At 64.9% G+C, this 24,648-nt stretch carries 28 protein-coding genes; 11 read left to right on the top strand and 17 right to left on the bottom strand.

Features of this window, described 5'->3' with window-relative positions:
• Positions 1-36: 36 nt before the first annotated feature.
• From GV068_RS12225 to flhD, 15 genes are all read right to left on the bottom strand, one after another.
• A complete protein-coding gene (locus tag GV068_RS12225) occupies positions 37-1,242 on the bottom strand; it encodes an EAL and HDOD domain-containing protein (protein ID WP_159697800.1) in 1,206 nt (401 codons plus the stop codon).
• 58 nt (positions 1,243-1,300) lie between these two features.
• Entirely contained in the window at positions 1,301-1,936 is a 636-nt protein-coding gene (cheZ, locus tag GV068_RS12230) for a protein phosphatase CheZ (protein ID WP_159697803.1), read from the bottom strand.
• Positions 1,937-1,940: 4 nt separating this feature from the next.
• Positions 1,941-2,333, bottom strand: coding sequence for a chemotaxis response regulator CheY (cheY, locus tag GV068_RS12235; protein ID WP_159697806.1), 393 nt, complete (start codon positions 2,331-2,333; stop codon positions 1,941-1,943).
• A gap of 121 nt (positions 2,334-2,454) precedes the next feature.
• Positions 2,455-3,516 carry a chemotaxis response regulator protein-glutamate methylesterase gene (locus GV068_RS12240; RefSeq protein ID WP_159697809.1) on the bottom strand — a complete coding sequence of 354 codons (1,062 nt, stop codon included), beginning with the start codon at positions 3,514-3,516 and terminating at the stop codon, positions 2,455-2,457.
• A gap of 50 nt (positions 3,517-3,566) precedes the next feature.
• The gene (gene cheD / locus GV068_RS12245; RefSeq protein ID WP_159697812.1) at positions 3,567-4,160 is read right to left on the bottom strand and encodes a chemoreceptor glutamine deamidase CheD; all 594 of its coding nucleotides are present in this window, start codon (positions 4,158-4,160) and stop codon (positions 3,567-3,569) included.
• Positions 4,161-4,175: 15 nt separating this feature from the next.
• Positions 4,176-5,033, bottom strand: a complete 858-nt coding sequence (locus tag GV068_RS12250; RefSeq protein ID WP_159697815.1) for a CheR family methyltransferase — start codon at positions 5,031-5,033, stop codon at positions 4,176-4,178.
• Positions 5,034-5,119: 86 nt separating this feature from the next.
• Positions 5,120-5,620: a chemotaxis protein CheW gene (locus GV068_RS12255; RefSeq protein ID WP_159697818.1), complete on the bottom strand. Its 501-nt coding sequence runs from the start codon at positions 5,618-5,620 to the stop codon at positions 5,120-5,122.
• 27 nt (positions 5,621-5,647) lie between these two features.
• The gene (gene cheA, locus GV068_RS12260) at positions 5,648-7,804 is read right to left on the bottom strand and encodes a chemotaxis protein CheA (RefSeq protein ID WP_159697821.1); all 2,157 of its coding nucleotides are present in this window, start codon (positions 7,802-7,804) and stop codon (positions 5,648-5,650) included.
• Between the two features lie 36 nt (positions 7,805-7,840).
• Complete coding sequence (locus tag GV068_RS12265; protein ID WP_159697824.1) at positions 7,841-8,206, bottom strand: response regulator; 366 nt, start codon at positions 8,204-8,206, stop codon at positions 7,841-7,843.
• A gap of 74 nt (positions 8,207-8,280) precedes the next feature.
• A complete protein-coding gene (locus GV068_RS12270) occupies positions 8,281-8,829 on the bottom strand; it encodes a chemotaxis protein (protein WP_159697827.1) in 549 nt (182 codons plus the stop codon).
• Between the two features lie 23 nt (positions 8,830-8,852).
• On the bottom strand, positions 8,853-9,785 hold the full coding sequence (gene motB / locus GV068_RS12275; RefSeq protein ID WP_159697830.1) for a flagellar motor protein MotB: 933 nt from the start codon (positions 9,783-9,785) through the stop codon (positions 8,853-8,855).
• A gap of 40 nt (positions 9,786-9,825) precedes the next feature.
• Positions 9,826-10,680: a flagellar motor stator protein MotA gene (gene motA, locus GV068_RS12280; protein ID WP_159697833.1), complete on the bottom strand. Its 855-nt coding sequence runs from the start codon at positions 10,678-10,680 to the stop codon at positions 9,826-9,828.
• 140 nt (positions 10,681-10,820) lie between these two features.
• Positions 10,821-11,558, bottom strand: a complete 738-nt coding sequence (locus GV068_RS12285) for a class I SAM-dependent methyltransferase (RefSeq protein WP_229464130.1) — start codon at positions 11,556-11,558, stop codon at positions 10,821-10,823.
• On the bottom strand, positions 11,555-12,127 hold the full coding sequence (flhC, locus tag GV068_RS12290) for a flagellar transcriptional regulator FlhC (RefSeq protein ID WP_159697836.1): 573 nt from the start codon (positions 12,125-12,127) through the stop codon (positions 11,555-11,557). Before flhC ends, GV068_RS12285 begins: the two co-directional genes overlap by 4 nt.
• A 63-nt stretch (positions 12,128-12,190) precedes the next feature.
• Positions 12,191-12,508, bottom strand: a complete 318-nt coding sequence (gene flhD / locus GV068_RS12295) for a flagellar transcriptional regulator FlhD (protein ID WP_159697839.1) — start codon at positions 12,506-12,508, stop codon at positions 12,191-12,193.
• A gap of 589 nt (positions 12,509-13,097) precedes the next feature.
• Here flhD and kynB point away from each other — a divergent pair.
• The 7 genes from kynB to GV068_RS12330 are packed head-to-tail and all read left to right on the top strand — an operon-like array spanning position 13,098 to position 18,551.
• Positions 13,098-13,733 (top strand): arylformamidase, encoded by a 636-nt coding sequence (gene kynB, locus GV068_RS12300; RefSeq protein WP_159697842.1) that lies wholly within the window; start codon positions 13,098-13,100, stop codon positions 13,731-13,733.
• A 10-nt stretch (positions 13,734-13,743) separates the two neighbouring features.
• The gene (kynU, locus tag GV068_RS12305) at positions 13,744-15,000 is read left to right on the top strand and encodes a kynureninase (RefSeq protein WP_159697845.1); all 1,257 of its coding nucleotides are present in this window, start codon (positions 13,744-13,746) and stop codon (positions 14,998-15,000) included.
• An 11-nt stretch (positions 15,001-15,011) separates the two neighbouring features.
• Positions 15,012-15,848: a tryptophan 2,3-dioxygenase gene (kynA, locus tag GV068_RS12310; protein WP_159697848.1), complete on the top strand. Its 837-nt coding sequence runs from the start codon at positions 15,012-15,014 to the stop codon at positions 15,846-15,848.
• 57 nt (positions 15,849-15,905) lie between these two features.
• On the top strand, positions 15,906-17,021 hold the full coding sequence (locus GV068_RS12315; RefSeq protein WP_159697851.1) for an acyltransferase: 1,116 nt from the start codon (positions 15,906-15,908) through the stop codon (positions 17,019-17,021).
• A gap of 59 nt (positions 17,022-17,080) precedes the next feature.
• Positions 17,081-17,632 (top strand): alpha/beta hydrolase, encoded by a 552-nt coding sequence (locus tag GV068_RS12320; RefSeq protein ID WP_159697854.1) that lies wholly within the window; start codon positions 17,081-17,083, stop codon positions 17,630-17,632.
• Positions 17,629-18,156: a GNAT family N-acetyltransferase gene (locus GV068_RS12325; protein ID WP_159697857.1), complete on the top strand. Its 528-nt coding sequence runs from the start codon at positions 17,629-17,631 to the stop codon at positions 18,154-18,156. Before GV068_RS12320 ends, GV068_RS12325 begins: the two co-directional genes overlap by 4 nt.
• Complete coding sequence (locus GV068_RS12330) at positions 18,153-18,551, top strand: GFA family protein (RefSeq protein WP_159697860.1); 399 nt, start codon at positions 18,153-18,155, stop codon at positions 18,549-18,551. Before GV068_RS12325 ends, GV068_RS12330 begins: the two co-directional genes overlap by 4 nt.
• A gap of 34 nt (positions 18,552-18,585) precedes the next feature.
• Here GV068_RS12330 and htpG read toward each other — a convergent pair whose 3' ends face one another.
• The gene (gene htpG, locus GV068_RS12335) at positions 18,586-20,505 is read right to left on the bottom strand and encodes a molecular chaperone HtpG (protein ID WP_159697863.1); all 1,920 of its coding nucleotides are present in this window, start codon (positions 20,503-20,505) and stop codon (positions 18,586-18,588) included.
• Between the two features lie 135 nt (positions 20,506-20,640).
• Between htpG and GV068_RS12340 the strand changes: the two genes are divergently transcribed.
• Together GV068_RS12340 and GV068_RS12345 are read left to right on the top strand one after the other, a co-directional pair.
• Complete coding sequence (locus GV068_RS12340; protein ID WP_159697866.1) at positions 20,641-21,042, top strand: ester cyclase; 402 nt, start codon at positions 20,641-20,643, stop codon at positions 21,040-21,042.
• A 92-nt stretch (positions 21,043-21,134) separates the two neighbouring features.
• The gene (locus tag GV068_RS12345; protein WP_159697869.1) at positions 21,135-21,623 is read left to right on the top strand and encodes a VOC family protein; all 489 of its coding nucleotides are present in this window, start codon (positions 21,135-21,137) and stop codon (positions 21,621-21,623) included.
• Between the two features lies 1 nt (position 21,624).
• Here the strand turns inward: GV068_RS12345 and GV068_RS12350 are convergent, their stop codons facing one another.
• Positions 21,625-23,040, bottom strand: coding sequence for a PLP-dependent aminotransferase family protein (locus GV068_RS12350; protein ID WP_159697872.1), 1,416 nt, complete (start codon positions 23,038-23,040; stop codon positions 21,625-21,627).
• Between the two features lie 114 nt (positions 23,041-23,154).
• Between GV068_RS12350 and GV068_RS12355 the strand changes: the two genes are divergently transcribed.
• The gene (locus tag GV068_RS12355; RefSeq protein ID WP_229464132.1) at positions 23,155-24,060 is read left to right on the top strand and encodes a DMT family transporter; all 906 of its coding nucleotides are present in this window, start codon (positions 23,155-23,157) and stop codon (positions 24,058-24,060) included.
• 64 nt (positions 24,061-24,124) lie between these two features.
• Positions 24,125-24,586: a RidA family protein gene (locus GV068_RS12360; RefSeq protein WP_159697878.1), complete on the top strand. Its 462-nt coding sequence runs from the start codon at positions 24,125-24,127 to the stop codon at positions 24,584-24,586.
• Positions 24,587-24,648: the final 62 nt, after the last annotated feature.

Here is a 24,648-nt window from a genome sequence, read left to right on the forward strand (position 1 = left end):
CGAAATGACAAGGGCTTCCTGTGGAAGCCCTTTTTCTTATGCTGCGACCGACTGGGCCCAGGCTAAGGCGGACAGGTGGGCCTTGTTGACGTCCAGCGGACTGATATCGAGCGAGGCCGCCAGCGACGCCACGAGATTGGAATTGAGCTCGCAGGCTTCGGCCAGCGCCAGATACGGTCCGTACTTGCCTTCGCGCCCGACCAGGGCCTTGACCACCTCTTCCGGTAGCGGCACCGTTTCCAGCACCTCCTGCATCGGCAGGCCCAGCAGGCGGTCGAGCAGCGAGAACATGCCGGCCACGAACAGGTTTTCCGACTCGCCGCGCAGGGCCTTCTGGCCCAGCAGCTCGGCCAGGCGCCCGCGCACCACCGCGGTTTCCATCAGCACCGGCGAGAAACCGCTGGTGCTGGCCGTGGCCAGCAGCAGCACCAGCCAGCGGTACAGCGGCGCATAGCCCATCAGGGCGATGGCCTGGCGCAGCGACTCCACCCGCCGCGCGGCGCCGAAGCCGGCCGAATTGATGTAGCTGAGCAGCTTGTAGGTGAGGGCCGGATCGCGCTTGAGAATGTTCTCGAGCTTGGGCAAGTCCTCGTTGTTCTGCACCATCTGCATCAGCTGCAGGATGGTGCTCTGGGTCGGGTTCATGCCCTTGACGGGATTGCCCGGACGCGGGGTCAGGTGCAGCTTGCCGACAAAGGAATCGAGCCCCAGCGCGGCGCAGGCGTCGAAGTCGGCCCAGGTCGCGACCGGCCGGCCGACCATGCGCACCGCGGCGTTCTTGGCCGCGGCATACGTGCGCGCCTGGGTCGCCACGTCGGCGCCGGCGAACTGCACCTCGACATAGGAGGCATAGGGCGACAGGTTACGGCCCAGAAGATTCAGGTCGGCGCCGCGGATCGACACCCCCACCCCGCCCACGCGCACCGCCTGCACGGCGGCACGCACGTCGGGATCGGTCAGGCGGCGAATATTCAGGGTGAGGACGGTCTTTTCCGGCGGCAGCGCGTGCAGCGCATCGAGCGAGAGCATCTCGGGGACGGCGTCGAGGAACAGCTGCTTGTCGCGCAGCAGCCAGCCATGCTCGGCATGCTGGACGTGCTCAGCGACGAAGCCGACCAGGTCTTCCAGCTCCTGGTCGGTAGCCACCTTGCCGTCGTGGTGCTGCCACGACAGCTCGTAGCCGATGACGCGCTGCTTGGGGTCAAGCAGCGGTTCGCGAACGATGAAATTGGTTTGGTGCATGTGGGCGCGAAGAGTTGACTGTACGAGCACGCGGCCCTGCAGGTCGTCGTGTAACCCGTCAGAAACCGAGGCTGTCGAGCAGGTCGTCGACCTGGCCCTGGTCGGCCACCACTTCGCTCTTGCCTTCCGGGTTGATCTGCGGACCGTTCAGCAGGCCGTTGTCCAGCTCGCGCCGGATTTCGCTCGGGGCGAAGTCGATCAGCACCTGCACCAGCTGCTTCTCGAGGTTCTGGGCGATGCCCGTGATGCGGCCGATCACCTGGCCGGTCAGGTCCTGGAAGTCCTGGGCCATCATGATGTCCATCAGCTGGCCGCGGGTAGCGACAGCACCGCTGCGCGACTCGTTCAGGCCGGCGATGGTGCGCTGGGCCAGCTCGCGCCACTCGGCGTCCGAGGCGCCGTTATCCAGCAGCGATTGCCAAGAACCGGCCAGTTCGGCCGAACGGGTCTCGATGGCGTCCTGCACCGGGCCGGCGGCATCGGTGGCGTCCAGCACGCGCTTGGCGGACTGTTCCGACAGGCGCACCACGTAGTCGAGGCGGTCGCGCGCATCGGGGATCTCGCTGGCCGCTTTCTCGATCAGCTTGTCGAGGCCGAGCCCGCGCAGGCTCTCGTGCAGCGCGCGGGTCATGTGGCCAATTCGGCTCAGGACCTCCTCGTTGGAGGTCTCCGCCTGGACAGCAGTCTGGTCCATGATGTCAGCCCTTGTCCATCTTTTCGAAGATCTTGTTCAGCTTCTCGTCCAGCGTGGCGGCCGTGAACGGCTTGACCACGTAGCCGCTGGCGCCTGCCTGCGCGGCCGCGATGATGTTTTCCTTCTTGGCTTCGGCGGTCACCATCAGCACCGGCAGCTTGGCCAGTGCGGGATCGGCACGGATGTTCTGCAGCATGGTCAGACCGTCCATGTTCGGCATGTTCCAGTCCGAGACCACGAAGTCGAACTGCTCGCTGCGCAGCTTGGCCAGGCCCATCACGCCGTCTTCCGCTTCGTCGACATTGGCATAACCCAGTTCTTTCAACAGATTCCGGACGATGCGACGCATCGTCGAGAAATCGTCAACAACCAGAAAACGCATCTTTGGATCAGCCATGAATTACTCCGTTTTGAATCTTGTACTTTGGTTTAGTGGATGAAGACTGCTACACAGCCTCCAGAATAGCATTTTTGTTGCCGTACGGCGATAAAATGGCATCAATACAACCGCATCCGGATCAAACACGCAACGCTCTGCTGCCTTGCGAGGCCAGGTGCTCGAGCACCATGCGCGGCAAGGCCTGCAAGCTGCCCGTTTCGTGGGCAGCGCCTATCGCGATCGCTTCGCGCGGCATGCCGAAAACGACGCAGCTCGCCTCGTCCTGCGCAAAATTGTGCGCTCCCGCATTGCGCATGTCCAGCATGCCCGCAGCGCCGTCCTTCCCCATGCCGGTCAGGATAACACCAACGGCGTTCTTGCCCGCCGCTTCAGCCGCGCTGCGGAACAGCACGTCGACCGAGGGCCGGTGCCGGTTGACCGGCGGGCTTTGTTCGATCCTGGTCATGTAGTTGGCGCCCGAACGCGTGAGCAGCAGGTGCGAATGGCCCGGTGCGATGTAGGCGTGGCCGGGCAGCACCCGCTCGTTGCCCTGCGACTCGACGACGCTGATCTTGCACAGCGAATCGAGGCGCTTGGCGAAGGAACTGGTGAAGCCTTCCGGCATGTGCTGGGCGATCAGGATGCCCGGGCAGTCCGACGGCATCTGCATCAGGAATTCGCGGATCGCCTCGGTGCCGCCGGTGGAGGCCCCGATGATGATCAGCTTTTCCGACGAGATCAGGGGGCTGCGCAGGGCCGACAGCTGCGGCGCGGGCACGGCGCCCGGCACCGCGCGCTTGATGCGCGCACGCGAGGCGGCGCGGATCTTGTCGGCGATGAGTTCCGTGTATTCGCGCATCCCGGTCTGGATCGAGATCTTCGGCTTGGTGACGAAATCCACGGCGCCCAGTTCCAGCGCGCGCATGGTGATTTCCGAACCGCGCTCGGTCAGCGAGGACACCATCAGCACCGGCATCGGGCGCAGGCGCATCAGCTTTTCCAGGAAGTCGAGGCCGTCCATCTTGGGCATCTCGACGTCGAGAGTGAGCACGTCGGGATTGTGGCGCTTGATCAGGTCGCGCGCGACGAGTGGATCGGGGGCCGTGGCCACCACTTCCATGTCGGGCTGGGAGTTGACGATTTCGCTCATCACGCTGCGGATCAGCGCAGAGTCGTCGACGATCAGTACCTTGATTGTCATGAGTCGTCCCTTTCAGGTCTTTATTATTGTTGGCTGCTTGGTCAATCGGGTCAGAACAGGTCGATGTCGCCGCCGACCGGTTCGACCTTGAGTCGTTTGGCGTAATCGAGTTCGCGTTTTGCCAGCGTATCGTTCTGGGTCTGCATCAGCTTCTTCACCAGCACCTTGCCGGTCTTGGGGAAGAAGTACACCTTGCGCGGATAAATGTCGTTCAGGTCCGAGGCCAGCACCGGGATCCGTTCGGTCTTCAGGAAGTCCATCACGAAGGCCGCGTTGCGTTCGCCCACGTTCATCGCGGTGAAGCCGCGCAGCACCGCGCCGCCGCCGAATACCTTGGCTTCCAGGTGCTCGCGGCGCGCGCCCGCCTTGAGCAGGTCGTTGATCAGGATCTCCATCGCGAAGCTCCCGTAGCGCATCGAGGCCGACACCGGGTTATTCGCGTCGCCGCCGTCCGGCAGCATGAAGTGATTCATGCCGCCGAGGCCGGTGATGCGGTCGCGGATGCAGGCCGACACGCAGGAACCGAGCACCGTCACGATCAGCATGTTCTTGCCGGTGTAGTAGTACTCGCCCGGCAGGATCTTGGCGGCGTCGCAGTCGAAGGTGCGGTCGTAATAGACGTTGGTGGCGAACTGGTTGTTCATGGCGATTCCAGGCGGTCAGCGGCGCGCGGCCTGGTCGAGTTCGTACACCGTCTTGCCGCGCAGGCGTAGCGCATCCGACACGTACAGGAAGTTTTCGGAGTGCCCGGCAAACAGCAGGGCGTGCGGCTTCATCAGGGGCACGAAGCGCGACAGGATGCGGCGCTGGGTGTCCTTGTCGAAGTAGATCATCACGTTGCGGCAGAAGATCGCGTCGAACTGCCCCTGCACCGGCCACTCGTTGGCCAGCAGGTTGAGCTGGCGGAAGCTGACCAGCTGGCGCAATTCGGGGCGCACGCGCGCCATGCCGGCGTTGGCGCCCTTCCCTTTCTGGAAGAAGCGCTTGAGGCGCTCGGCCCCCACCTTGTCGACCCGGTCCATCGGGTAGACGCCGATCTCGCCGGTGGCCAGCACATTGGTGTCGATGTCGGTGGCCACGATCTGTACCGGCGGCGTGAGCGTGTTGAAGGCTTCGCAGGCGGTCATGGCGATCGAGTACGGCTCTTCACCGGTGGACGCGGCCGAGCACCAGATGGTGAGCGGCCCGCCGTCGCGGCGGCGCAGCGCTGCCAGGTGCTCGGCCAGCAGCGGAAAGTGGTGCGCTTCGCGGAAGAAGGAGGTCAGGTTGGTGGTCAGCGCATTGGTGAAGGATTCCCACTCGCTGGCCATGCGCCCGGCCTCGAGATCATCGAGGTAGCGCACGAAGGATTGGATCCCGGTCGCGCGCAGGCGCCGCGCCAGGCGGCTGTAGACCATTTCCTGCTTGCTGTCGGCCAGCGAGATGCCGGCGCGCTGGTAGATCAGCGCGCGGACCCGTTCGAAATCACTGCGCGTGAAGTCGAATTCCTTGACCGTATCGGTTCTTTGCTGCGGCACTTGCTTGCCTCTTTCTTGCTGTGCGCCCGGTCGCCCGGGCTTTACCATTTCCTGATGCTTGTGCCGGAACCGGTGCTTGTGACGTTTTAGGCCGCCAGCTTGTCCATGAGGCCCATCTCGCTGGACGACATCAGCTTGTCGATGTCCACCAGGATCAGCATGCGCTCGTCGACGGTGCCCAGGCCGATCATGTAGTTGGTATCAAAAGCGGTGCCCATTTCCGGGGCCGGCTTGATCTGGTCCGGGGTCAGCGTGGTCACATCCGACACGCTGTCGACCACCATGCCCATGATGCGGCCGCCGATGTTCAGGATGATCACGACGGTGAACTGGTCGTACACCGGGGTGCCCAGCTTGAACTTGATGCGCATGTCCACCACCGGGATGATGATGCCACGCAGGTTGATCACGCCCTTGATGAATTCCGGTGCATTGGCGATGCGGGTCACGGCTTCGTAGCCGCGGATTTCCTGCACCTTGAGGATGTCGATGCCGTATTCCTCGGAGCCCAGGGTGAAGGCCAGGAATTCGCTGCCCGCGCCTTCGACTGCGCCCTCGAGCGGCTTGTTGTTCTGTACAGTAGACATGTTCACGTCCTCTTGGGTTGGTAATAGTTAAACGGTTGCGTCGTCGAGCAGCTGGCGCGAGGATCGCACCAGCGCAGCCACGTCCAGGATCAGGGCGACGCCGCCGTCGCCCAGGATGGTGGCTCCCGAGATGCCGGCCACCTTGCGGTAGTTGGCTTCCAGGTTCTTGACCACCACTTGCTGCTGGCCCACCAGTTCATCGACGAACAGCGCGGCCTTCTTGCCCTCGGTCTCGAGGATCACGACGATCCCTTCGCTCGGATCGGTGATGCGCGGCGTGATCTCGAACATCTGGTACAGCGGGATCAGCGGCAGGTATTCGCCGCGCACCTTGAGCACGCGCCCGCGTCCGGCGATGTCGCGGATGTCTTCAGGCGTCGGCTGGAGCGACTCGACCACGAAGGAGAGCGGCAGGATGTAGATCTCGTCGCCACTGCGGATCGACATGCCGTCCAGGATCGCCAGCGTCAAGGGAAGCGAGATCGAGATCGTGGTGCCGAAGCCGCGCGCCGAACGGATGTCGACCGTGCCGCCCATGGAGGCGATGTTACGCTTGACGACGTCCATGCCGACGCCGCGGCCGGACACGTCGGTGACCTGCTCGGCGGTCGAGAAGCCCGGCGCGAAGATCAGCTGCCAGACTTCCTCGTCCGTCATGTTGGGCGACACGGGCAGGCCATTCTCGCTGGCCTTGGCCAGGATGCGGTCGCGGTTCAGGCCGCCGCCGTCGTCCGAGACTTCGATGACGATGTTGCCGCCCTGGTGGCCGGCCGACAGGAACAGGCGCCCCGCTTCCGACTTGCCGGCAGCGGCACGGGCGGCCGGCATTTCGATGCCGTGGTCGATCGAGTTGCGCACCAGGTGGGTCAGCGGGTCGACGATGCGCTCGATCAGGCCCTTGTCCAGTTCCGTGGCGGCGCCGTTGGTGATGAAGTCGACCTTCTTGCCCAGTTTGCTCGCCAGGTCGCGCACCATGCGCGGGAAGCGCGAGAACACGAAGTCCATCGGCATCATGCGGATCGACATCACGGCTTCCTGCAGCTCGCGGGTATTGCGTCCCAGCTGGCTGATGGAGTTCAGCAGGCGCTCGTGCGCCATCGGGTCCAGGTTGCCGCTCCTCTGCTCGAGCATGGCGTTGGTGATCACCAGTTCGCCGATCAGGTTGATCAGCTGGTCGACCTTCTCGACCGACACGCGGATCGACGAGGATTCCGCATGCGGGTCCTTCTTCGCGGAGGCTTTCTTTTCGGCGGCGAGTTCCGACACCTCGATCGGGTCGGGGCGCTGCTCCTTCACGGCCTCCTGAGGCGCTTCGTTACCGATGCCGGCGGCGGCGCGGATCTGTTCGATCGGCTGGAAGAAGCCGTAGCCGCGCTCGTCGTCGGACAGCTCGTCCACCGCGGCAGCGCCGGCCTCCTCGTCGTCGGCATCGAAGAAGCCATAGCCCTGCTGGTCCTCGATGCGCTTGCGCTCGGCGGCCTCGATGGCGCGCTGCTCGGGCGTGAGGGCCGGAGCCTCGAAGATCTTCAGGTCTTCCGGGTCGAGCACGAAAGAGCAGATCGCGATGATGTCTTCCAGGCTCTCGTGCGTCGTGATGATGATGGCGCTGCGCCCCGCCTCCAGCGGCGTGACTTTCACCCGGCCCATCAGGCCGAGTTCATCGACCAGGGCGCTGATGTCGCGCTGCTCGACCGGCGGCAGCTCGATCTTGTAGCGATGGGCGCCCTCGGTCGGGTGATGGTTCTTGGTGTCCGCGGTCAGGTAGGACGGCGCCACCACCGGCGCATGCGGCACCAGGCCTTCGGCCAGGTCATGCAGCACCATGCGCACGTTGGCGACCGCTTCCTGGTCGACGCTGGCGCCGTGGCGGTGGCCGTCCAGCTGCATCTTGAGGCTGTCCTTGGCGGCCAGGAAGGCGTCCACGTGGTTGCTGGTGAGCGCCATCTCGCCCTTGCGGATGCGGTCCAGCAGCGACTCGAGCACGTGCGTGACTTCGCTCATGTCGGTGAGGCCGAAGGTCGACGCGCCACCCTTCACCGAGTGGGCGGTGCGGAAGATGGCGTTCAGGTCTTCGGCGTCGGGCGCTGCCACGTCGACGCCCAGCAGCAGCCGCTCCATTTCGGCGAGCAGTTCCTCTGCTTCGTCGAAAAAGACCTGGTAAAACTGGCTGATGTCGATCGTCATGATGAAATCCGTTCTGATGCCCGATGCGTCATGGCCTTAGCCGATGACCTTCTTGACCACTTCGATCAAACGTTGTGGGTCGAAAGGCTTGACCAGCCAGCCGTTGGCGCCGGCGGCGCGGCCCTTGGCCTTCATCTCGTCGGAGGACTCGGTGGTCAGCATCAGGATCGGGGTCTTGGCGTAGTTCGGCAGCGTGCGCAGGGTCTTGATCAGCGACAGGCCGTCCATGCGCGGCATGTTCTGGTCGGTCAGGACCAGGTCCACGCCCTGCAGCTTCGCCTTCTCGAGGCCATCCATGCCGTCGACGGCTTCCAGCACGTTGTAGCCGGCCGCCTTCAGGCTGAAGGCCACCATCTGGCGCAGCGAACTGGAATCGTCGACCGCGAGAATCGTTTTTGCCATGTTTTGCTCCTGCTGTTTTGTGTCCGGTATGTTCCGGTTAAGATTAAGTGGCTAAATTGTGCGAACGGTCGGGCTCAGAAGAGCTCGATGTCTCCGCTTTCCAGGTGATGCTGTTCCACCGACTTGCGCAGCATGCTGCGCAGCTCCAGCGACTGGATCGCCAGCGCCATGCTGACCTTCCCCAGGCGTTCGACGATTTCCTCGCTGTCGGTCTCGGGCGCGATCTCGGCGCCATGTTCGCTCAGCGTGCCGAGGAACTCGCGCAGCCCGGCCACGCGGCGCAGGGTGCGGTCGATCAGCTGGCTGGTCATGTCCTGGAACTGCATGCTGGTGATCGCCGTGTTCACGTGCTGGCCGATCTCGCCCGACATGTCGGACAGGCGTGCGCTGTCTTCCGCGCTCGGCGTCTCGCCCGCCAGCAGGCGGTTGATCGCTTCCTGGCGCGCGCCGACGGCGGTGTGGATCGCCATGAAGCTGCTGGTCAGCTTGTCGATGGCTTCTTCCAGCAGCAGTTCGGTCTGCAGCAGGTCGGTCTCGACTTCAGTCAGGTGGCGCCGCCCGTGGATCGCTACCCCGGACAGCAGGCGCTTCACGTGCGAGCCCAATATCTTTTTTCTTTTCATCTGGTCCTCCAGTCCTGGCTGGGCTACTTCGTTCCTGCGGCGGCTACCGCTTCGGCCGCGGCGGCGGGCTGCTGCGCCGGCACCTCGAGGTTGGCAGCGTCGCGCTGGACGGCTTCCTCGGTGCGCTTGTTCATCACGATGATGCTGATGCGCCGGTTGATCGGGTTGAACGGGTCGGTGCGGTCGAGCGGCGCGGCCGAGGCCAGGCCCACCACGCGCAGCACCTTGTCGTCGCCCAGCCCCCCGCGCACCAGTTCGCGGCGCGAGGCGTTGGCGCGGTCGGCCGACAGTTCCCAGTTGCTGTAGCCGGCGTCGCTCGGGTACGGCGTCGAATCGGTGTGGCCCGACAGGCCGATCTTGTTCGGCACTTCGTTGAGCACCATGCCGATCACGTTCAGGATGTCCTTGGTGTAGGGCTGCAGCTCGGCGCGCGCGACGGGGAACATCGGGCGGTTCTGCTCGTCCACGATCTGGATGCGCAGGCCTTCGCTGGTGATGTCGAGCAGCAGCTGGTTCTTGTATTTCTTCAGCAGCGGATTGACCTCGATGACCGACTCGATCTTCGACTTCAGCGACTGCAGGCGGTCGGCTTCGGCTTTCGCCACCTGCGCCTTGGCCGCTTCCAGGTTGTAGGTCTTCGAGCTCGGGTCGATGTCGCCCTTCTTGACTTGCCCGTTGCGACGGGTCAGGTCGGTGCCGCCGCCCTTGATCACGGACGAAGAGTCGCCCGCGCCCGAGCCGCCCGCCATCGCCACCTTCAGCGGCGTCTTGAAGTATTCGGAAATGCCTTCCAGGTCGCCCTTGGCGGTCGAGCCGAGCAGCCACATGAGCAGGAAGAAGGCCATCATCGCGGTCACGAAGTCGGCGTACGCGATCTTCCAGGCGCCGCCATGGTGGCCGCCGGCGACCTTCTTGATGCGCTTGATGACGATGGGACGCATGTTTTCGTCAGCCATGGTCCCCTCGCGTGCGTGGTTGATAAAGAAGCGTCACGGCTTACTTCTTCTTCTTGATGTGCTCTTCGAGTTCGGCGAAGCTCGGGCGTTCGGTCGAGTACAGCACCTTGCGGCCGAATTCGACGGCCAGCGCCGGCGCGTAGCCGTTCAGGCTCGCCAGCAGCGTGACCTTCACGCACTGGAACATCTTGGTCGACTCTTCCAGCTTCTGTTCCAGCACGCTGGCCAGTGGCGTCACGAACGCGTAGGCCAGCAGGATGCCGAGGAAGGTACCCACCAGCGCCTTGGCGATGAGGATGCCCAGCTCGGCCGGCGGGATACCCACCGATTCCATGGTGTGGACCACGCCCATCACCGCCGCCACGATACCGAAAGCCGGCAGGCCATCGCCCAGCTTGGAGATGCAATGGGCCGGGATTGCACCTTCATGGTGGTGGGTCTCGATCTCATTGTCCATCAGGTTTTCGATCTGCATCGCATCCATGTTCCCCGACACCATCAGGCGCAAGTAGTCGGTCATGAATTCGATGATGTGGTGGTCGGCCAGCACGGCCGGGTATTTCGAGAACAGAGGGGAGGCTTCGGGCGCCTCGATGTCGCCTTCGATGGACATCAGGCCTTCCTTGCGCACTTTCGACAGCACATCGAACTGCAAGGCCATCAGCTCCATGTACATGTCCTTGGTGTACTGCGATCCCTTGAACACGCTGGGCAAGGCTTGCATGGTTGCCTTGACCGACTTCATGGTATTGCCGACGAAGAAGGCGCCCAGGGCGGCACCGCCGATCATCACGAGTTCGACCGGCTGCCATAGGGAGCCAAGGTGACCGCCCGAGTAGGCGAAGCCACCGAACACGCAGGCGCAGACGACGATGTAACCAAGAATGACTAACAAGGGAATTCCGCTCCAGAAAGGCCGGGCTTTGGTCGTCCGGCTGTCTCTACTAAAAAAGTGATTTCAAGCAAAAGTTGACGCAGGGAACCACTCTAGCGGGAGAACGGCCCACGGGCAAGCAAAAAGGCCGGTTTTGTCGCCTAAAAGTGCCAGATATGAAGGGCGGGGCCGCCGTCTGTGGGATAGACGGTACGGTTCGGTGAACGATCGTCAATGCCGAATTCGTAACTGACTAGCAGCGCCCCCGGCCGCATCTCGCGCGCAGCCTTGCGCCACAGGGCGTCCATGGCGGCTGGCGACAGGTAGGCGAACACCAGGTCGTAGTCGGCGAAGTCGAGGCGGTGGTAGTCGCCGCGGATGAAGCGGGCCCGGCTTTTGGCCAGGCGCGCGCGCAGGCTGCTCACCAGCCAAGGCAGCGGCGCCAGCTCGATGCCCGTTGCCTCCACGCCGGGACGGCGCGCGAGCTCGAGTACCAGCCCGCCCAGGCCGCTGCCGATGTCGATTACCCTCGCCTGTTCTTGCGGCAGCAGGCGCGCCACGGCTTCCCACACGCGGCGGTTGGACGGGTAGTACGGCACCTGGGTGCGGTAGGTCGACCAATAAAGAAGGAGCAGGAACAGGAAGACCGCCAGGAACACCGGCGGCGGGATGGCGAGGCGGGAGGCGCCATAGAGCGCCAGCGGGAACAGGAACTGGATGGCACGCCACCAGCCGGCCAGGCCGCGCCACCAGGTGAGCGCGGCGGCAAACACGCCCTGCAGCAGGGCCACGCCGAGGTAGGACATGGGAACGCCGCTGCTGGCCAGCAGCCAGGTCGCAGCCAGGGTCAGGGGAAAAGCGGCGGCCTGCAGCAGCAGGGCCGCGACTGCGGGTTTCACTCGGCGGACTGCTGGGCGTTCTGGCTGGCCGCCGCTTCCTTGGCGTCCTTGGCCTTGCGGGTCTTGCCGGCGCGCGAAGGCATGTGGCACAGGCCGCACAGGTAATCCGCATTCAGGTCGAGGGCGTTGACGATGAACTTGCCCTGGCATTTCTGGCACGGGGCCAGCACCAGCATGTTGCTCTGGAAGAAGCGCACCAGGGTCCAGGCGCGGGTCAGCGAGAGCAGCGGCTCTTCGCCCGGCTCGGGCGGCATCTGTTCGAGGTAGAGCTTGTAGGCCTTCATCACCGCCTGGATGCCGGTAGCGCCGGCATGTTCGACCAGGAAGTTATGGATATTGATGAAGAGCGAGGAATGGATGTTCGGCTGCCAGGTCAGGAACCAGTCGGTCGAGAACGGCAACATCCCTTTGGGCGGCGAGACGCCCTTGAGTTCTTTATACAGCTTGAGCAGGCGCTCGCGCGACAGCGAGACTTCGGTTTCGAGCAGCTGGAGGCGCGCCCCCAGGTTGATCAGTTCGATCGCAAGCTGGATTTCCTGGGCTTCCGAAACGACGCTTTTCTTGCTCATGTGCTGCTCCCGCCTGTATTGCTTACGATGTGCGATCCCGACGGGACCGCGTCTGGCAGGATTTTATACGATCTCTTCAACAGGCTGGCCGGCCATCAGGATGGCGGCGTGCGACTGGGCCAGGCTACGCTCCTTGGTGTGGCTGGTCAGCATCGACAGGATGGCGGTGTCGTCGAAGCGGAAGCGGGCCAGCATCATGTTGCCGCTTGCCAGCTTCAGGATCTGGGCGTTGCTCATGCCTTCGATCAGGTCGGCGATGTCGGTGGAGATGCCGAGACGGAAGATAGCGGTGACTTTGTCGGAGCGGATCATTTGCTGGGCCAGCATCAGGTAGCTCAGGTTCGCGTCGCGGATTTCAGCCATCATGTCGTTCATCGTCATTTTCTATCTCCGGTTTTCCGTGGGTTCGGCGACTTGCGTGTTGCCGATGAGATAGATTCTGACTGTGGGGCAACTTTTGAGGAATTGGACGAAGTCTGTATTTTTCGTCCGCGAATGACGGACATGACCCGTAGGAGTTTGTCTGACAAACCCTGTTGGATCACTCTGGCGCCCCTATGAAAATGGGGCTGGGGGAGGTGCTGCAAACTTGAGATTCGCAGCCGAATTGTGGACGCTCGACGCTGCCTCTGTCGTGCGCTTGCTACGATTTACGTCAAGCTTTTGGAGAACTTTAGGGTTTTCGCAAAATATTTTTCAATCTTTTGCCGCCCTCTCCACTCCTTTAACGGAGCGCCTGGGAAGAACTTGAGGGTTTTTTGAAAATATTTTTCAAAACCCTTTACCGCGCTTCTGGAATGGGTAACGGCAGGGGTTCAGGGAACTTTAGGGTTCTGGAGAAAAAATTTTAAAAATTTTTCGAGCGCCGCTGAATGTTATCGTCAAGCCAACAAAACAGGACGGCAGGGCTCCGAACTTGTTACACTGCGAGACTGACAAAAGCTTCAAGCCTCAACTATCCAAGCCAAGCATGGAATCTTTACGCATCTGGGACATCAGTCCCACGATCTCGAGCGGCATCCCGGTCTGGCCGGGCGACACGCCCTTCGCGGCCGCCCCGACCTGGGAAATCAAGGACGGCTGCCCGGTCCACGTCAGCCGCATGAGCATGACGACCCACCTTGGCGCCCACACCGATGCGCCCAGCCACTACGACCCGGCCGGCAAGTCGATCGACCAGGTCGATCTGCTCCCTTATATAGGACCCTGCCGCGTGATCCACTGCGTCGGCGTGTCGGCTGTCGAGCCGCACCACCTCGCGGGCAAGCTGGAAGGCGCCCCGCCGCGCGTGCTGCTGCGTACTTACGCCCACGCGCCCCAAGACCGCTGGGATCCGGCCTTCCCCGCCGTCAGCCCGGCCGCCATCGAACTCCTGGCCAGCCACGGCGCGGTCCTGGTCGGCACCGATGCCCCGTCGCTCGACCCGCAGGATTCCAAGACCCTGGACGCCCACCACGCCGTGCGCGCCAGCGGCATGGCCATCCTGGAGGGCATCGTGCTCGACGACATACCCGAGGGCGACTACGAACTGGTCGCCCTGCCCCTGAAATTCGCCGGCATGGATGCCAGCCCGGTCCGGGCCATCCTGCGCGCGCTGCCCCAATAAAGGAAGCTTGATGAGCACCACCATTACCCGCGCCGATTGCGTCGCGCGCGACCAGCAGGATCCCCTGCGCCAGCTGCGCGAGCGCTTCGAGCTGCCCGCCGGCGTCATCTATTTAGACGGCAATTCGCTCGGCGCCCGCCCCAAGGCCGCCCTGGCGCGCGCCCAGGACGTGGTGGCGCGCGAATGGGGCCAGGACCTGATCAAGAGCTGGAACACGGCCGGCTGGTTCGACCTGCCCAAGCGCCTGGGCGACCGCCTCGCGCCCCTGATCGGCGCGAAGGAAGGCGAAGTGGTCGTCACCGACACCACCTCGCTCAACCTGTTCAAGGCGCTGGCCGCCGCGCTGCAGATCCAGGCGACCGGCCCGAACGCCGCTCGCCGCACCATCGTCACCGAACGCAGCAACTTCCCGACCGATATCTATATGGCGGAGGGCCTGGCCCAGTGGCTGGAGCGCGGCTACCGCGTGCGCCTGGTGGATTCGGTGGAAGAAATCCCGGCCGCGGTCGATGCCGACTGCGCGGTGCTGATGCTCACCCACGTCAACTACCGCAGCGGCTACCAGCACGACATGGCCCATCTGACCCGCCACGCGCACGCGAACGGTGCGCTGGCGGTCTGGGACCTGGCCCACTCGGCCGGCGCGGTGCCGGTCGACCTGCATGCCGCGGAAGCCGACTTCGCGGTCGGCTGCACCTATAAATACCTGAATGGCGGCCCTGGCGCCCCGGCCTTCATCTGGGTGCCGCAGCGCCACCAGGCCGCTTTTGCCCATCCGCTCACCGGCTGGTGGAGCCACGCCAAACCGTTCGCGATGGCGCACGGCTTCGCGCCCTGCGAGGGCATCGGCCGCGCCCTGTGCGGGACCCAGCCGGTGGTCTCGCTGGCCCTGGTCGAGTGCGGACTGGAGGTGTTCGAGGAGACCTCGATGGCGGCGATCCGGGAAAAGTCGCTGGCGCTCACCGACCTGTTCATCGAACTGGTCGAAGCCACCTGCGCCGGGCATCCGCTCGCCCTGGTGACCCCGCGCGAACATGCGCGCCGCGGCAGCCAGGCCAGCTTCACCCATCCACACGGCTATGCGGTGATGGCGGCCCTGATCGCGCGCGGCGTAATCGGCGACTACCGCGAGCCGGAAATCATGCGCTTCGGCTTCACCCCGCTCTACACCAGCTTCGCCGACGTGTGGGACGCGGTGGCGATCCTGAAGGACATCCTCGACAACGAGGCCTACGACGTGGCGCTCGAGCGCAGCGCAGTGACTTGAGAGGAAGCGGCATGAACGACCAAACCAAGGCCGAGTGGCACGGCGCCCAGCTCGATTTCAAGGAGTCGATGAGCTATGGCGACTACCTGGGCCTGGACCAGATCCTGTCGGCCCAGCACCCGCTGTCGCCGAACCACAACGAGATGCTGTTCATCATCCAGCACCAGACCAGCGAACTGTGGATCAAGCTGATGCTGCACGAGATGCAGGCGGTGCGCCAGAACCTCCGTGAAGGTAACCTGGCGCCGGCCTTCAAGATGCTGGCGCGGGTGGCGCGCATCATGGACCAGCTGGTGCACGCCTGGGACGTGCTGGCCACCATGACGCCGCCCGAGTACACCGCGATCCGCCCCTACCTGGGCGCTTCCTCCGGCTTCCAGTCCTTCCAGTACCGCCAGCTCGAATTCATCCTGGGGAACAAGAACCCGAACCTGTTGGCCGTGCACGAGAAGTCGCCGGAGGCGCACGCCATCCTGGACCGCGAGCTGCACGCGCCTTCCGTCTACGACGAGGCGGTGATGCTGCTGGCGCGCAGCGGCTTCGCGATCGCGCCCGAACGCCTGGCCGCCGACTGGACCCGCCCGACCCAGCTGGACGAGAGCGTGAAGGCGGCCTGGCTGGGCGTCTACCAGGATACCGAGCACCACTGGGCGCTGTACGAACTGGCCGAGAAGCTGGTCGACCTGGAAACCGCCTTCCGCTTCTGGCGCTTCCGCCACGTGAGCACCGTCGAGCGCATCATCGGCTTCAAGCAGGGCACCGGCGGCACCTCGGGCGCCAGCTACCTGCGCAAGATGCTCGATGTGGTGCTGTTCCCGGAATTGTTTGCCCTCCGGACCGCGCTCTGATCCATTGCCGGCGGGCACAGTGTATGATCGCATTGTCTTTTGTGACTTCAAGAAACAATGCAAGCCGCACCGCCCGCCCTGGGGCAACCCTTCTCGCTCTACCTCGACCTGACCCGCTTCGCCGCCGCGGTCATGGTCGTGTTCGCCCATTTCGGCTACTTCGGCGTCATCCCGGAGGGCGCCTGGGGCGCGCTGCCCGGCATGGGGCGCGAGGCGGTGATGGTGTTCTTCGTGCTGTCGGGCTACGTGATCGCCTCCTCCACGGCTCAGCGCCGTCCTTCCGCGCGCGAGTACGCGGTGGCGCGCCTGTCGCGCGTGTATTCGGTGGCGCTCCCCTGCCTGCTGCTGGCGCTGGCCGCTGCGCTGGCCGTGCGCGCTTTCACCGACGCGGTCCCGCCCAACGCCTACGTGCTCGACAAACTGTACGTGTACGTACCACTCCACCTGCTGTTCCTGGGCGAGCACTGGACCCTGGCCGAAGTCCCGCCCTATATGGTGCCCTACTGGTCGCTCGGCTACGAAGCCTGGTACTACCTGCTGTTCGGGCTCGCCTGCTACCTGCGCGGCCGGCGACGGGTCCTGATGCTGGCGCTGGCGCTGGCCTTCATGGGCTACAAACTGTGGCTGCTGCTGCCGGTCTGGCTAGCCGGCGCCTGGCTGTGCCGCAGCTACCGCGCGCCCTGGCTGGGCCAGCGCGCGGCGCGCATCGGCTGGCTGGCCAGCATGCTGCTGTTCGGCGCCTGGGTCGGCCTGCACCTCGAGGAAAACCTGCGCGCGCTGGCCCATGCCTGGTGGCCCTTCCGCTCACTGCCCCTGGGCAGCGCCGACCGCTTCCTCGGCGACTGGCTGCTGTGCCTCATCGTGCTGCTCAACTTCGCCTGTGCGCGCGACGCCGGCTTCACGGGCCTGCTGCGCATCGCGCCGCTGCTGCGGTCCCTGGCGTCCACCACCTTCACGCTCTACCTGTCGCATGCGGTCGTGATCGGGCTGTGGATGGCGTTCTACCCGCATGACCGGCATTCGATGACCGACATCCTCGCCCTGGGCGGCGCGATCGCCGTCACCACGGTGCTGCTCGGCGCCGTGACCGAACAGCGCCGTCCCGCCTGGCGCGCCTTCTTCGCGCGCCTACTGGCGCCGCGCACCGTCGCGAGCGACCAGACCCCGGCCTGATGCCGCCTGCGCTTTCGACGTACAATCGCCCTTGATCTTTTCCCAACGGTGGAGGCGCGATGAAGTGCGACGTACTGATCCTGGCAGGCTTGTGGAATTCCGGCCCCGAACACTGGCAGACCCAGTGGCAGGCGCGCTATCCCGCATGGACCAAGGCCGAACACCGCGACTGGAATTGCCCGGAGCGCGAGGAATGGGTGGCCGAACTGGACGCCGCCATCGCCGCTTGCAAGGGCGCGCCGATCCTGGTCGCGCATAGCCTCGGCTGCATGCTGGTGGCGCACTGGGCGGCCAGCCGCTCGCCGCTGAAGGTCAGCGGCGCCTTCCTGGTGGCGCCGAGCGACGTCGAAGCGTCCAGCTATCCGGCGCCGGTCAACGGCTTCGCCCCGATCCCGCTCGCACCGCTGCCCTTCCCCAGCGTGGTGGTCGCCAGCACGGACGACCCGTATGTGTCGAACGAGCGCGCCGCCGCCTTTGCCCAGGCCTGGGGCAGCCGGGTCGTGAAGATCGGCGACGCCGGGCATATCAACGGCGCATCGGGCCACGGCCCCTGGGCGGAAGGCGAACAACTGCTGCAGGAATTCTGCGACCAGCTCGGACACACGACATGACGATCCTGCATACCGCGCGCCTGCGCCTGGAACCGATCTGCCTCGATCACTATGCCGGCCTGCGCCTGCTGAACGCCGACCCGGTGGTGCAGCGCTACATCAGCGGCCGCCCCGAAACGCCGGAGGAAACGAGCGCCATGATCGAACGCGTGCAGGGACGCTGGAAGCAGTTCGGCTACTCGTGGTGGAGCTTCATCGAGGAGGACACGGGAGAGCTGGTCGGCGCCGGCTGCATCCAGCACCTCGGCCACGACCCGGCCAACGAACACGAGATCGGCTGGCGCCTGCGTCCGGACCGCTGGGGCCGTGGCTACGCGAGCGAGGCCGCGCGCCGCATGGCGTCCTTCGCCTTCGACGACTTGAAGACGCCTTCGCTGGCGGCGATCTGCCATCCTGAGAATGCCAATTCGGCGAAAGTGATGCAGCGCCTGGGCATGCGCTACCGCGGCGACGAGGTGTGGCACGGACAGACGGTGGCGGTCTACGACATCGGGGCGGCGGCCTTCGCTTCCGTTTCGCGATGAAGACCTACCACGGCAGCTGCCACTGCGGCAGCGTCCAGTACGAAGCCGACATCGACCTGAGCGCCGGCACCATCAAGTGCAATTGCAGCATCTGCAGCAAGATGCGCTTCTGGGCCGCCCAGGTGCCCTCGAACGCCTTCCGCTTGATCAGCGGTGCGGACCGCCTGCGCGAATACCGTTACCTCACGCGGCGCGACGCCCACTACTTCTGCGGCGACTGCGGCATCAACACCTTCTCGACCGGCCAGTCGCCGGCCCTCGGCCCCTTCCATGCGGTGGTGCTGGCCAGCCTGGACGACCTGCCGGTGGAAGAACTGCTGGCGGCGCCGGTGCGTTACCTGGACGGGCGCAACGACAACTGGGTCACGCCGCCGCACGAAACCCGGCACCTGTAAACGAAAAACCGGGGCACGTGGCCCCGGTCTGTTCTTACTTGGCAGTCGCCAGCAGCATCTCGTTCAGGCGCTTCACGAAGGAAGCCGGATCGCTCAGGCTGCCGCCTTCGGCCAGCATCGCCTGATCGAACAGGATGTGCGACCAGTCGCCAAAGCGCGCACCTTCGGCGTCTTCGTACTTCAGGCGCGTCACCAAGGGATGGTTCGGGTTGATCTCGAGGATAGGCTTCGATTCCGGCGCATCCTGGCCGGCCGCCTTCAGCATGCGCAGCAGGTTACCCGACAGCTCGTTCTCGTCCGCGACCAGGCATGCCGGCGAATCGGTCAGGCGGAAGGTGACGCGCACGTCCTTGGCCTTGTCGCCCAGGGCGCCCTTCATCTTCTCGACCAGCTCCTTGTAGCCGGCTTCGACTTCCTGGTGTTCCTTCTTCTCGGCCTCGTCTTCCAGCGCGCCCAGGTCCAGGCCGCCCTTGGCCACCGACACCAGCTCCTTGCCGTCGAATTCGTTCAGGAAGGACAGCATCCATTCGTCGACGCGGTCCGTCATCAGGAGCACTTCGACACCCTTCTTGCGGAAGATCTCCAGGTGCGGGCTGTTCTTCGCGGCGGTGTAGCTGTCGGCCGTGACGTAATAGATCTTGTCCTGGCCTTCCTTCATGCGGCCGAGGTAGTCGGCGAAGGACACGGTCTGCTCGTCGGAATCGGTGCTGGTCGAGGCGAAGCGCAGCAGCTTGGCGATGCGGTCCTTGTTGGTGGCGTCCTCGCCGATGCCCTCTTTCAGGACCTGGCCGAACTCCTTCCAGAAGGTCACGTACTTGTCCTTGCCAGCCTGCTCTTCCGAGTTGGCCATCTCTTCCAGCATGCCCAGCACGCGCTTGGTCGAGCCTTCGCGGATCACGCGCACGTCGCGCGACTCCTGCAGGATCTCGCGCGAGACGTTCAGCGGCAGGTCGCTGGAGTCGATCACGCCCTTGATGAAGCGCAGGTAGGTCGGCATCAGCTGCTCGGCGTCGTCCATGATGAAGACGCGTTTCACGTACAGCTTGATGCCGGCGCGCTTGTTGCGGTCCCACAGGTCGAAGGGCGCATGCGCCGGCACGTACAGCAGCTGGGTGTATTCGCTGCGGCCTTCGACGCGGTTGTGGGTGTAGGCCAGCGGGTCCTGGAAGTCGTGCGAGACGTGCTTGTAGAACTCGTTGTACTGTTCTTCGGTGATGTCGCTCTTCGAGCGCGCCCACAGCGCGCTGGCCTGGTTGACGGTCTCGAATTCGTCCTTCAGGACGGTCTGCTTCTTCTCCTCAATCCACTCTTCCTTCTGCATCACGATCGGCAGCGAGATGTGGTCCGAGTACTTGCGGATGATCGACTTCAGCTTCCACGACGACAGCAGCTCTTCCTCGCCGGCGCGCAGGTGCAGGATCACGTCCGTGCCGCGGCCCTGCTTCTCGATCTGCTCGACGCTGTAGTCGCCCTCGCCGGTCGATTCCCAGCGCACGCCGTCCGAAGCGAAGGCGCCGGCGCGGCGGGTGTTGACGATGACTTTCTCGGCCACGATGAAGGCCGAGTAGAAGCCGACGCCGAACTGACCGATCAGGGCCGCGTCCTGCTGCTGGTCGCCCGACAGCTTGCTGAAGAATTCCTTGGTGCCCGACTTGGCGATGGTGCCCAGGTGCGAGATGACTTCGTCGCGGCTCATGCCGATGCCGTTGTCCGAAATCGTGATGGTGCGCGCATCCTTGTCGAAGCTGACCTTGATTTTGAGCTCGTGGTCGTTGCCGTACAGGGCGTCGTTATTGATCGCTTCGAAGCGCAGCTTGTCGGCTGCATCGGACGCGTTCGAGATCAGTTCGCGCAGGAAGATCTCCTTGTTCGAATACAAGGAGTGAATCATGAGTTGCAACAGCTGTTTTACTTCTGCCTGGAAGCCAAGGGTTTCTTTTTCGGCGACTGCCATCTTGTTCCTCGTGTTTGGTTCAGTGAATGGGGACCGCCCAAAGGCGGATTGCAGCCATATTGGGATCCGAATAACAATTTCAAGGGGTCTTTCTGACATGCACTACAATCGCGTGAATATTGCCAAGGAGATACTATGTCGAACGAAGAACTGGCCAAGGACGTGGTGCGCCGCTATGTGGACGCGTTCAACCGCGGCGACCCGGATGGCCTGCGCGTCCTGCTCGCCGACGACGCCGAAATCCAGGGCGTCATGGGCCAGGGCCTGTTCGACCGGATCGCACCGGTCTGGCGCCAGCTGATCGAGGGCTACGGCATGCAGCTGCGCGTCGTGGGCCTGATCGCCGAGGGCAATACGGTGGCCGCGCGTTTCGTCGAAACCGGCACCTTCCTCCACCCTGCCTTCGGCAAGGAGCCGACCGGCAAGTCCTACGAACTGGTGGCCATGGAATGGTTCGAGATCGAGGACGGCCGGATCAAGCGGCGCTGGGGCGCCCGTGACGCGGCGTCGCAGGCGCGCCAGCTCGGCATTGCCTGAATCAGGTGTTTTTTTTCGTGCCGTGTCGATTCCTGCTTGCCGCCTTCGTCGTGCTTGCAGTAACACCCCTACAACCGAATAGGAGAACCAGCATGAAACCGGCAACCCGCGCCATCCCCGAAGGCTTCCACAGCATCACCCCACACCTGGTCTGCGAAGGCGCAGCCAAGGCGCTCGACTTTTACCGCGAGTGCTTCGGCGCCGTCGAGGTGTCGCGCATGCCCGGGCCGGACGGCAGGCTGATGCACGCCGAGATGCGCATCGGCGATTCCATCGTCATGCTGTGCGACGACTTTCCCGACTACGGCAGCCCGGGGCCGCTGGCGCTGAAGGGCTCGCCGGTGGTGATCCACCTGTACGTGCGCGATGCCGACGCGGTCTGGGAACGCGCCATGGCCGCGGGCGCCAAGCCCCTGATGCCGCTGGGCGACGCCTTCTGGGGCGACCGCTACGGCCAGTTCATGGACCCCTTCGGCCACCGCTGGGCCGTCGCCACCCACGTGCGCGACATGACGCCGCAAGAGATCCAGGACGCCATGGCCAAGGAGATGCCGCCCAGCTGCGGCGGCGAACAAGGCTGATCTAGCCCAGGGCACGTTCCAGCAGACGGAGCGTGCCCGCATCCTGCAGCGCCGCCACGTTCAGGCGCATATGGGTCGAGGCCAGCTGCTTGGGCGAGAACAGGCTGCCGGGCGCCAGCAGCAGCTCATCCTGCATGGCGCGCGCGGCCACCGCATTGGTGTCGCGCGCGGCATCGACCCAGACGAACATCCCGGCGCTGGGAGCCGGATCCAGGCGCAGGCCCAGGCTTTCCAACTGGCGCAGCGCCTGCGGGCGCGCCGCATCCAGGCGGGCGCGCACCCGGTCCAGGTGCTTGCGGTACAGGCCTTCGGACAAAATCTTGTACACCACGCGCTCGCCGAGGTCCGAGGTGGAGAGCGTGGACAGCATCTTGCGGTCGGCCAGGCGCTGCGCCCGCTCATGCGAAGTCGCGATGAAGCCGACGCGCAGGTTCGGCGCCATCGATTTGGAAAAGCCGCCCAAGTAGATCACGCGCTTGAGGCCGTCCAGCGCGGCCAGCCGGGTCGCCCCGCCCGGATGCAGGTCGGCGTAGATATCGTCCTCGACCACGGTGAAATCGAACTGTTCCGCCAGGCGCAGCAGGCCATAGGCCTTGGCAGCCGACAGCGAGCTGGAAGTCGGGTTGTGCAGCACCGAGTTGATGATGAAGAGGCTGGGCCGGTGGCGTGCGGCCAGCTCGGCCAGCTGCTCCAGGTCCGGGCCGTCGGCCAGGCGCCGCACCCCCACCACGTTCAGCCCCAGGGCGGCAAACGACCCGAACATCAGGAACCAGGCCGGATCGTCGACCAGGATGGTGTCGCCCGGTCGGCAGAACTCGCGCGCCACCAGGTCGAGCGCCTGGGTCACGCCCAGGGTCGTCACGATGTGCTCGGGCGCCGCTTCGATCTCGACCTCGAGCAGCTTGCGCTGAAGCTGCTGGCGTAGCGGCAGAAATCCCTGCGGCGCGCCGTAGCCGAGCAGGCCGGCGCTGTTCTGCCGGCTCAGACTGGCCAAGGCCTTGGCAACGGCCGCCCCGTCGAGCCAGTCGGCCGGGAGCACGCCGGCGCCGGGCGAAAACTGCAGCGGCGCCTGGCGAAACAGGTTGCGCACCAGCCAGGCGACATCCAGGGTCGCCGCGCTGCTCGGGCTCGGAGCGGCCAAGTTCCGGGCCGGCTGCGGGCGTTCGCGCACGAAAAAGCCGGCGCCGCGGCGCGAGTCGAGGTAGCCCTGGGCCACCAGGCGGTCGTAGCTGGCCACCACGGTGAAGGGCGAAACGCCATGTGCCTGCGCAAACTGGCGGATCGAGGGCATGCGCGCACCGGGACGCAGCAGGCGCTCCTCGATGCGGCCGGCGACGCCACGCACGATCTGGTCGGCCAGGGGCTCGCTCGAATCGCGCACGAGGCTCAGGCTCGTCGAGGCAGGTGTATTGGTCATTTCGCCATCACAGTGAATGAATTAAGTGCGCAAGTGTACTGGGACTGTACTGGTCAGTATCGATAGCATAGAACTGTCGAACCGCCAATGCAATCGCTCTGTCGAAGGATGTCCATGAGTACCGCTTTCTGCTCCCGCCCTGCCGCTCCCAGCCACACGGGGCGCGCCATGCTGCTCGGCCTGATTGGCGTGGCGATGTTCAGCCTGACGATGCCGCTGACCCGCATCGCGGTCGCCGAACTCGATCCCCTGTTCGTCACCTTCGGGCGGGCGCTCGGCGCCGCCCTGCTGGCCGCGGCCTGGCTGGCCTGGAAGCGCGCCGCCCTGCCGCCGCGCACGTCCCTGCTCCCCCTCGGCCTGGTGGCGGCAGGCTGCATCGTCGGTTTCCCGCTGTTTACCTCGATCGCCCTGCGCACCCTGCCGGCGTCGCATGGCGCCCTGCTGGTCGGCGTGCTGCCGCTGGTGACCGCCCTGTATTCGGCCGTGCGCGGCTTCGAACGGCCGTCGACCGGTTTCTGGGGCATGGCCCTGCTCGGCTCCAGCCTGGTGATTGCCTTCGCGCTGGTCCAGGGCGGCGGCAGCCTGCACCTGGCCGACCTCCTGATCTTCGCCGCCGTAGGCTCGGCGGCGGTCGGCTATGCCGAGGGCGGGCGCCTGTCGCGCAGCCTGGGCGGGCCGGAAGTCATCTGCTGGGCGCTGCTGCTGGCGGCGCCACTGGTCCTGCCCATCGTGCTCTGGCAAGGCTGGCCGGCAGCCGGCCAGGTTGGCGTCGGCGCCTGGTTGTCGTTTGCCTACGTTACGGCGATCTCGATGTTCGTCGGTTTCTTCTTCTGGTACCGCGGGCTGGCGCTGGGCGGCGTGGCGCGGGTGGGCCAGGTGCAGCTGCTGCAACCCTTCCTGAGCCTGATTGGGGCGGCGCTGCTGCTGGGCGAGGCGCTGACCCTGGTTAACTGCGTGTTCGCGCTGGCGGTGGCCGCCGTCGTGTTCGCGGGGCGCCGGATGGCCGTACGCCAGCAGTAAAACACCTGAAAAGCGTCCGGTTGGGCTTACAATACCGGCTTCTTTCACCGTCATTGCATACATCATGTCCGTCTACGACAAACTCAAAGAACTGAACATCACCCTGGCCGCGCCGGCCACCCCGGCCGCCGCCTATGTCATGTACGTGCAGACCGGCAACCTCGTGTTCATCTCGGGCCACATCGCCAAGAACGCCGACGGCTCGCCGAACACCGGCACCCTCGGCAAGGACAAGACCACCGCGGACGGCCAGGCCGCCGCACGCGCCGTGGCCATCGACCTGATCGGCACCCTGCAGGAAGCCGTGGGCGGCGACCTGAGCCGCGTCAAGCGCATCGTCAAGGTGATGAGCCTGGTGGCCTCGACCCCGGAATACAACGAGCAGCACCTGGTCACCAACGGCTGCTCGGAACTGATCGGCGAAGTGTTCGGCGACGCCGGCAAGCACGCCCGCTCGGCTTTCGGCGTGGCTTCGCTGCCGCGTGGCGCCTGCGTCGAAATCGAAATGATCGTCGAAGTCGCGTAACGAATATTAGCGTTGTAACCGTTGCGGGCCGGGCCTACCCGGCCCGGCCTTTCCAAGGCCGC

The organism is Massilia sp. 9I, from assembly GCF_902506415.1.
In the GTDB taxonomy this organism is placed as follows: Bacteria; Pseudomonadota; Gammaproteobacteria; order Burkholderiales; family Burkholderiaceae_D; genus Telluria.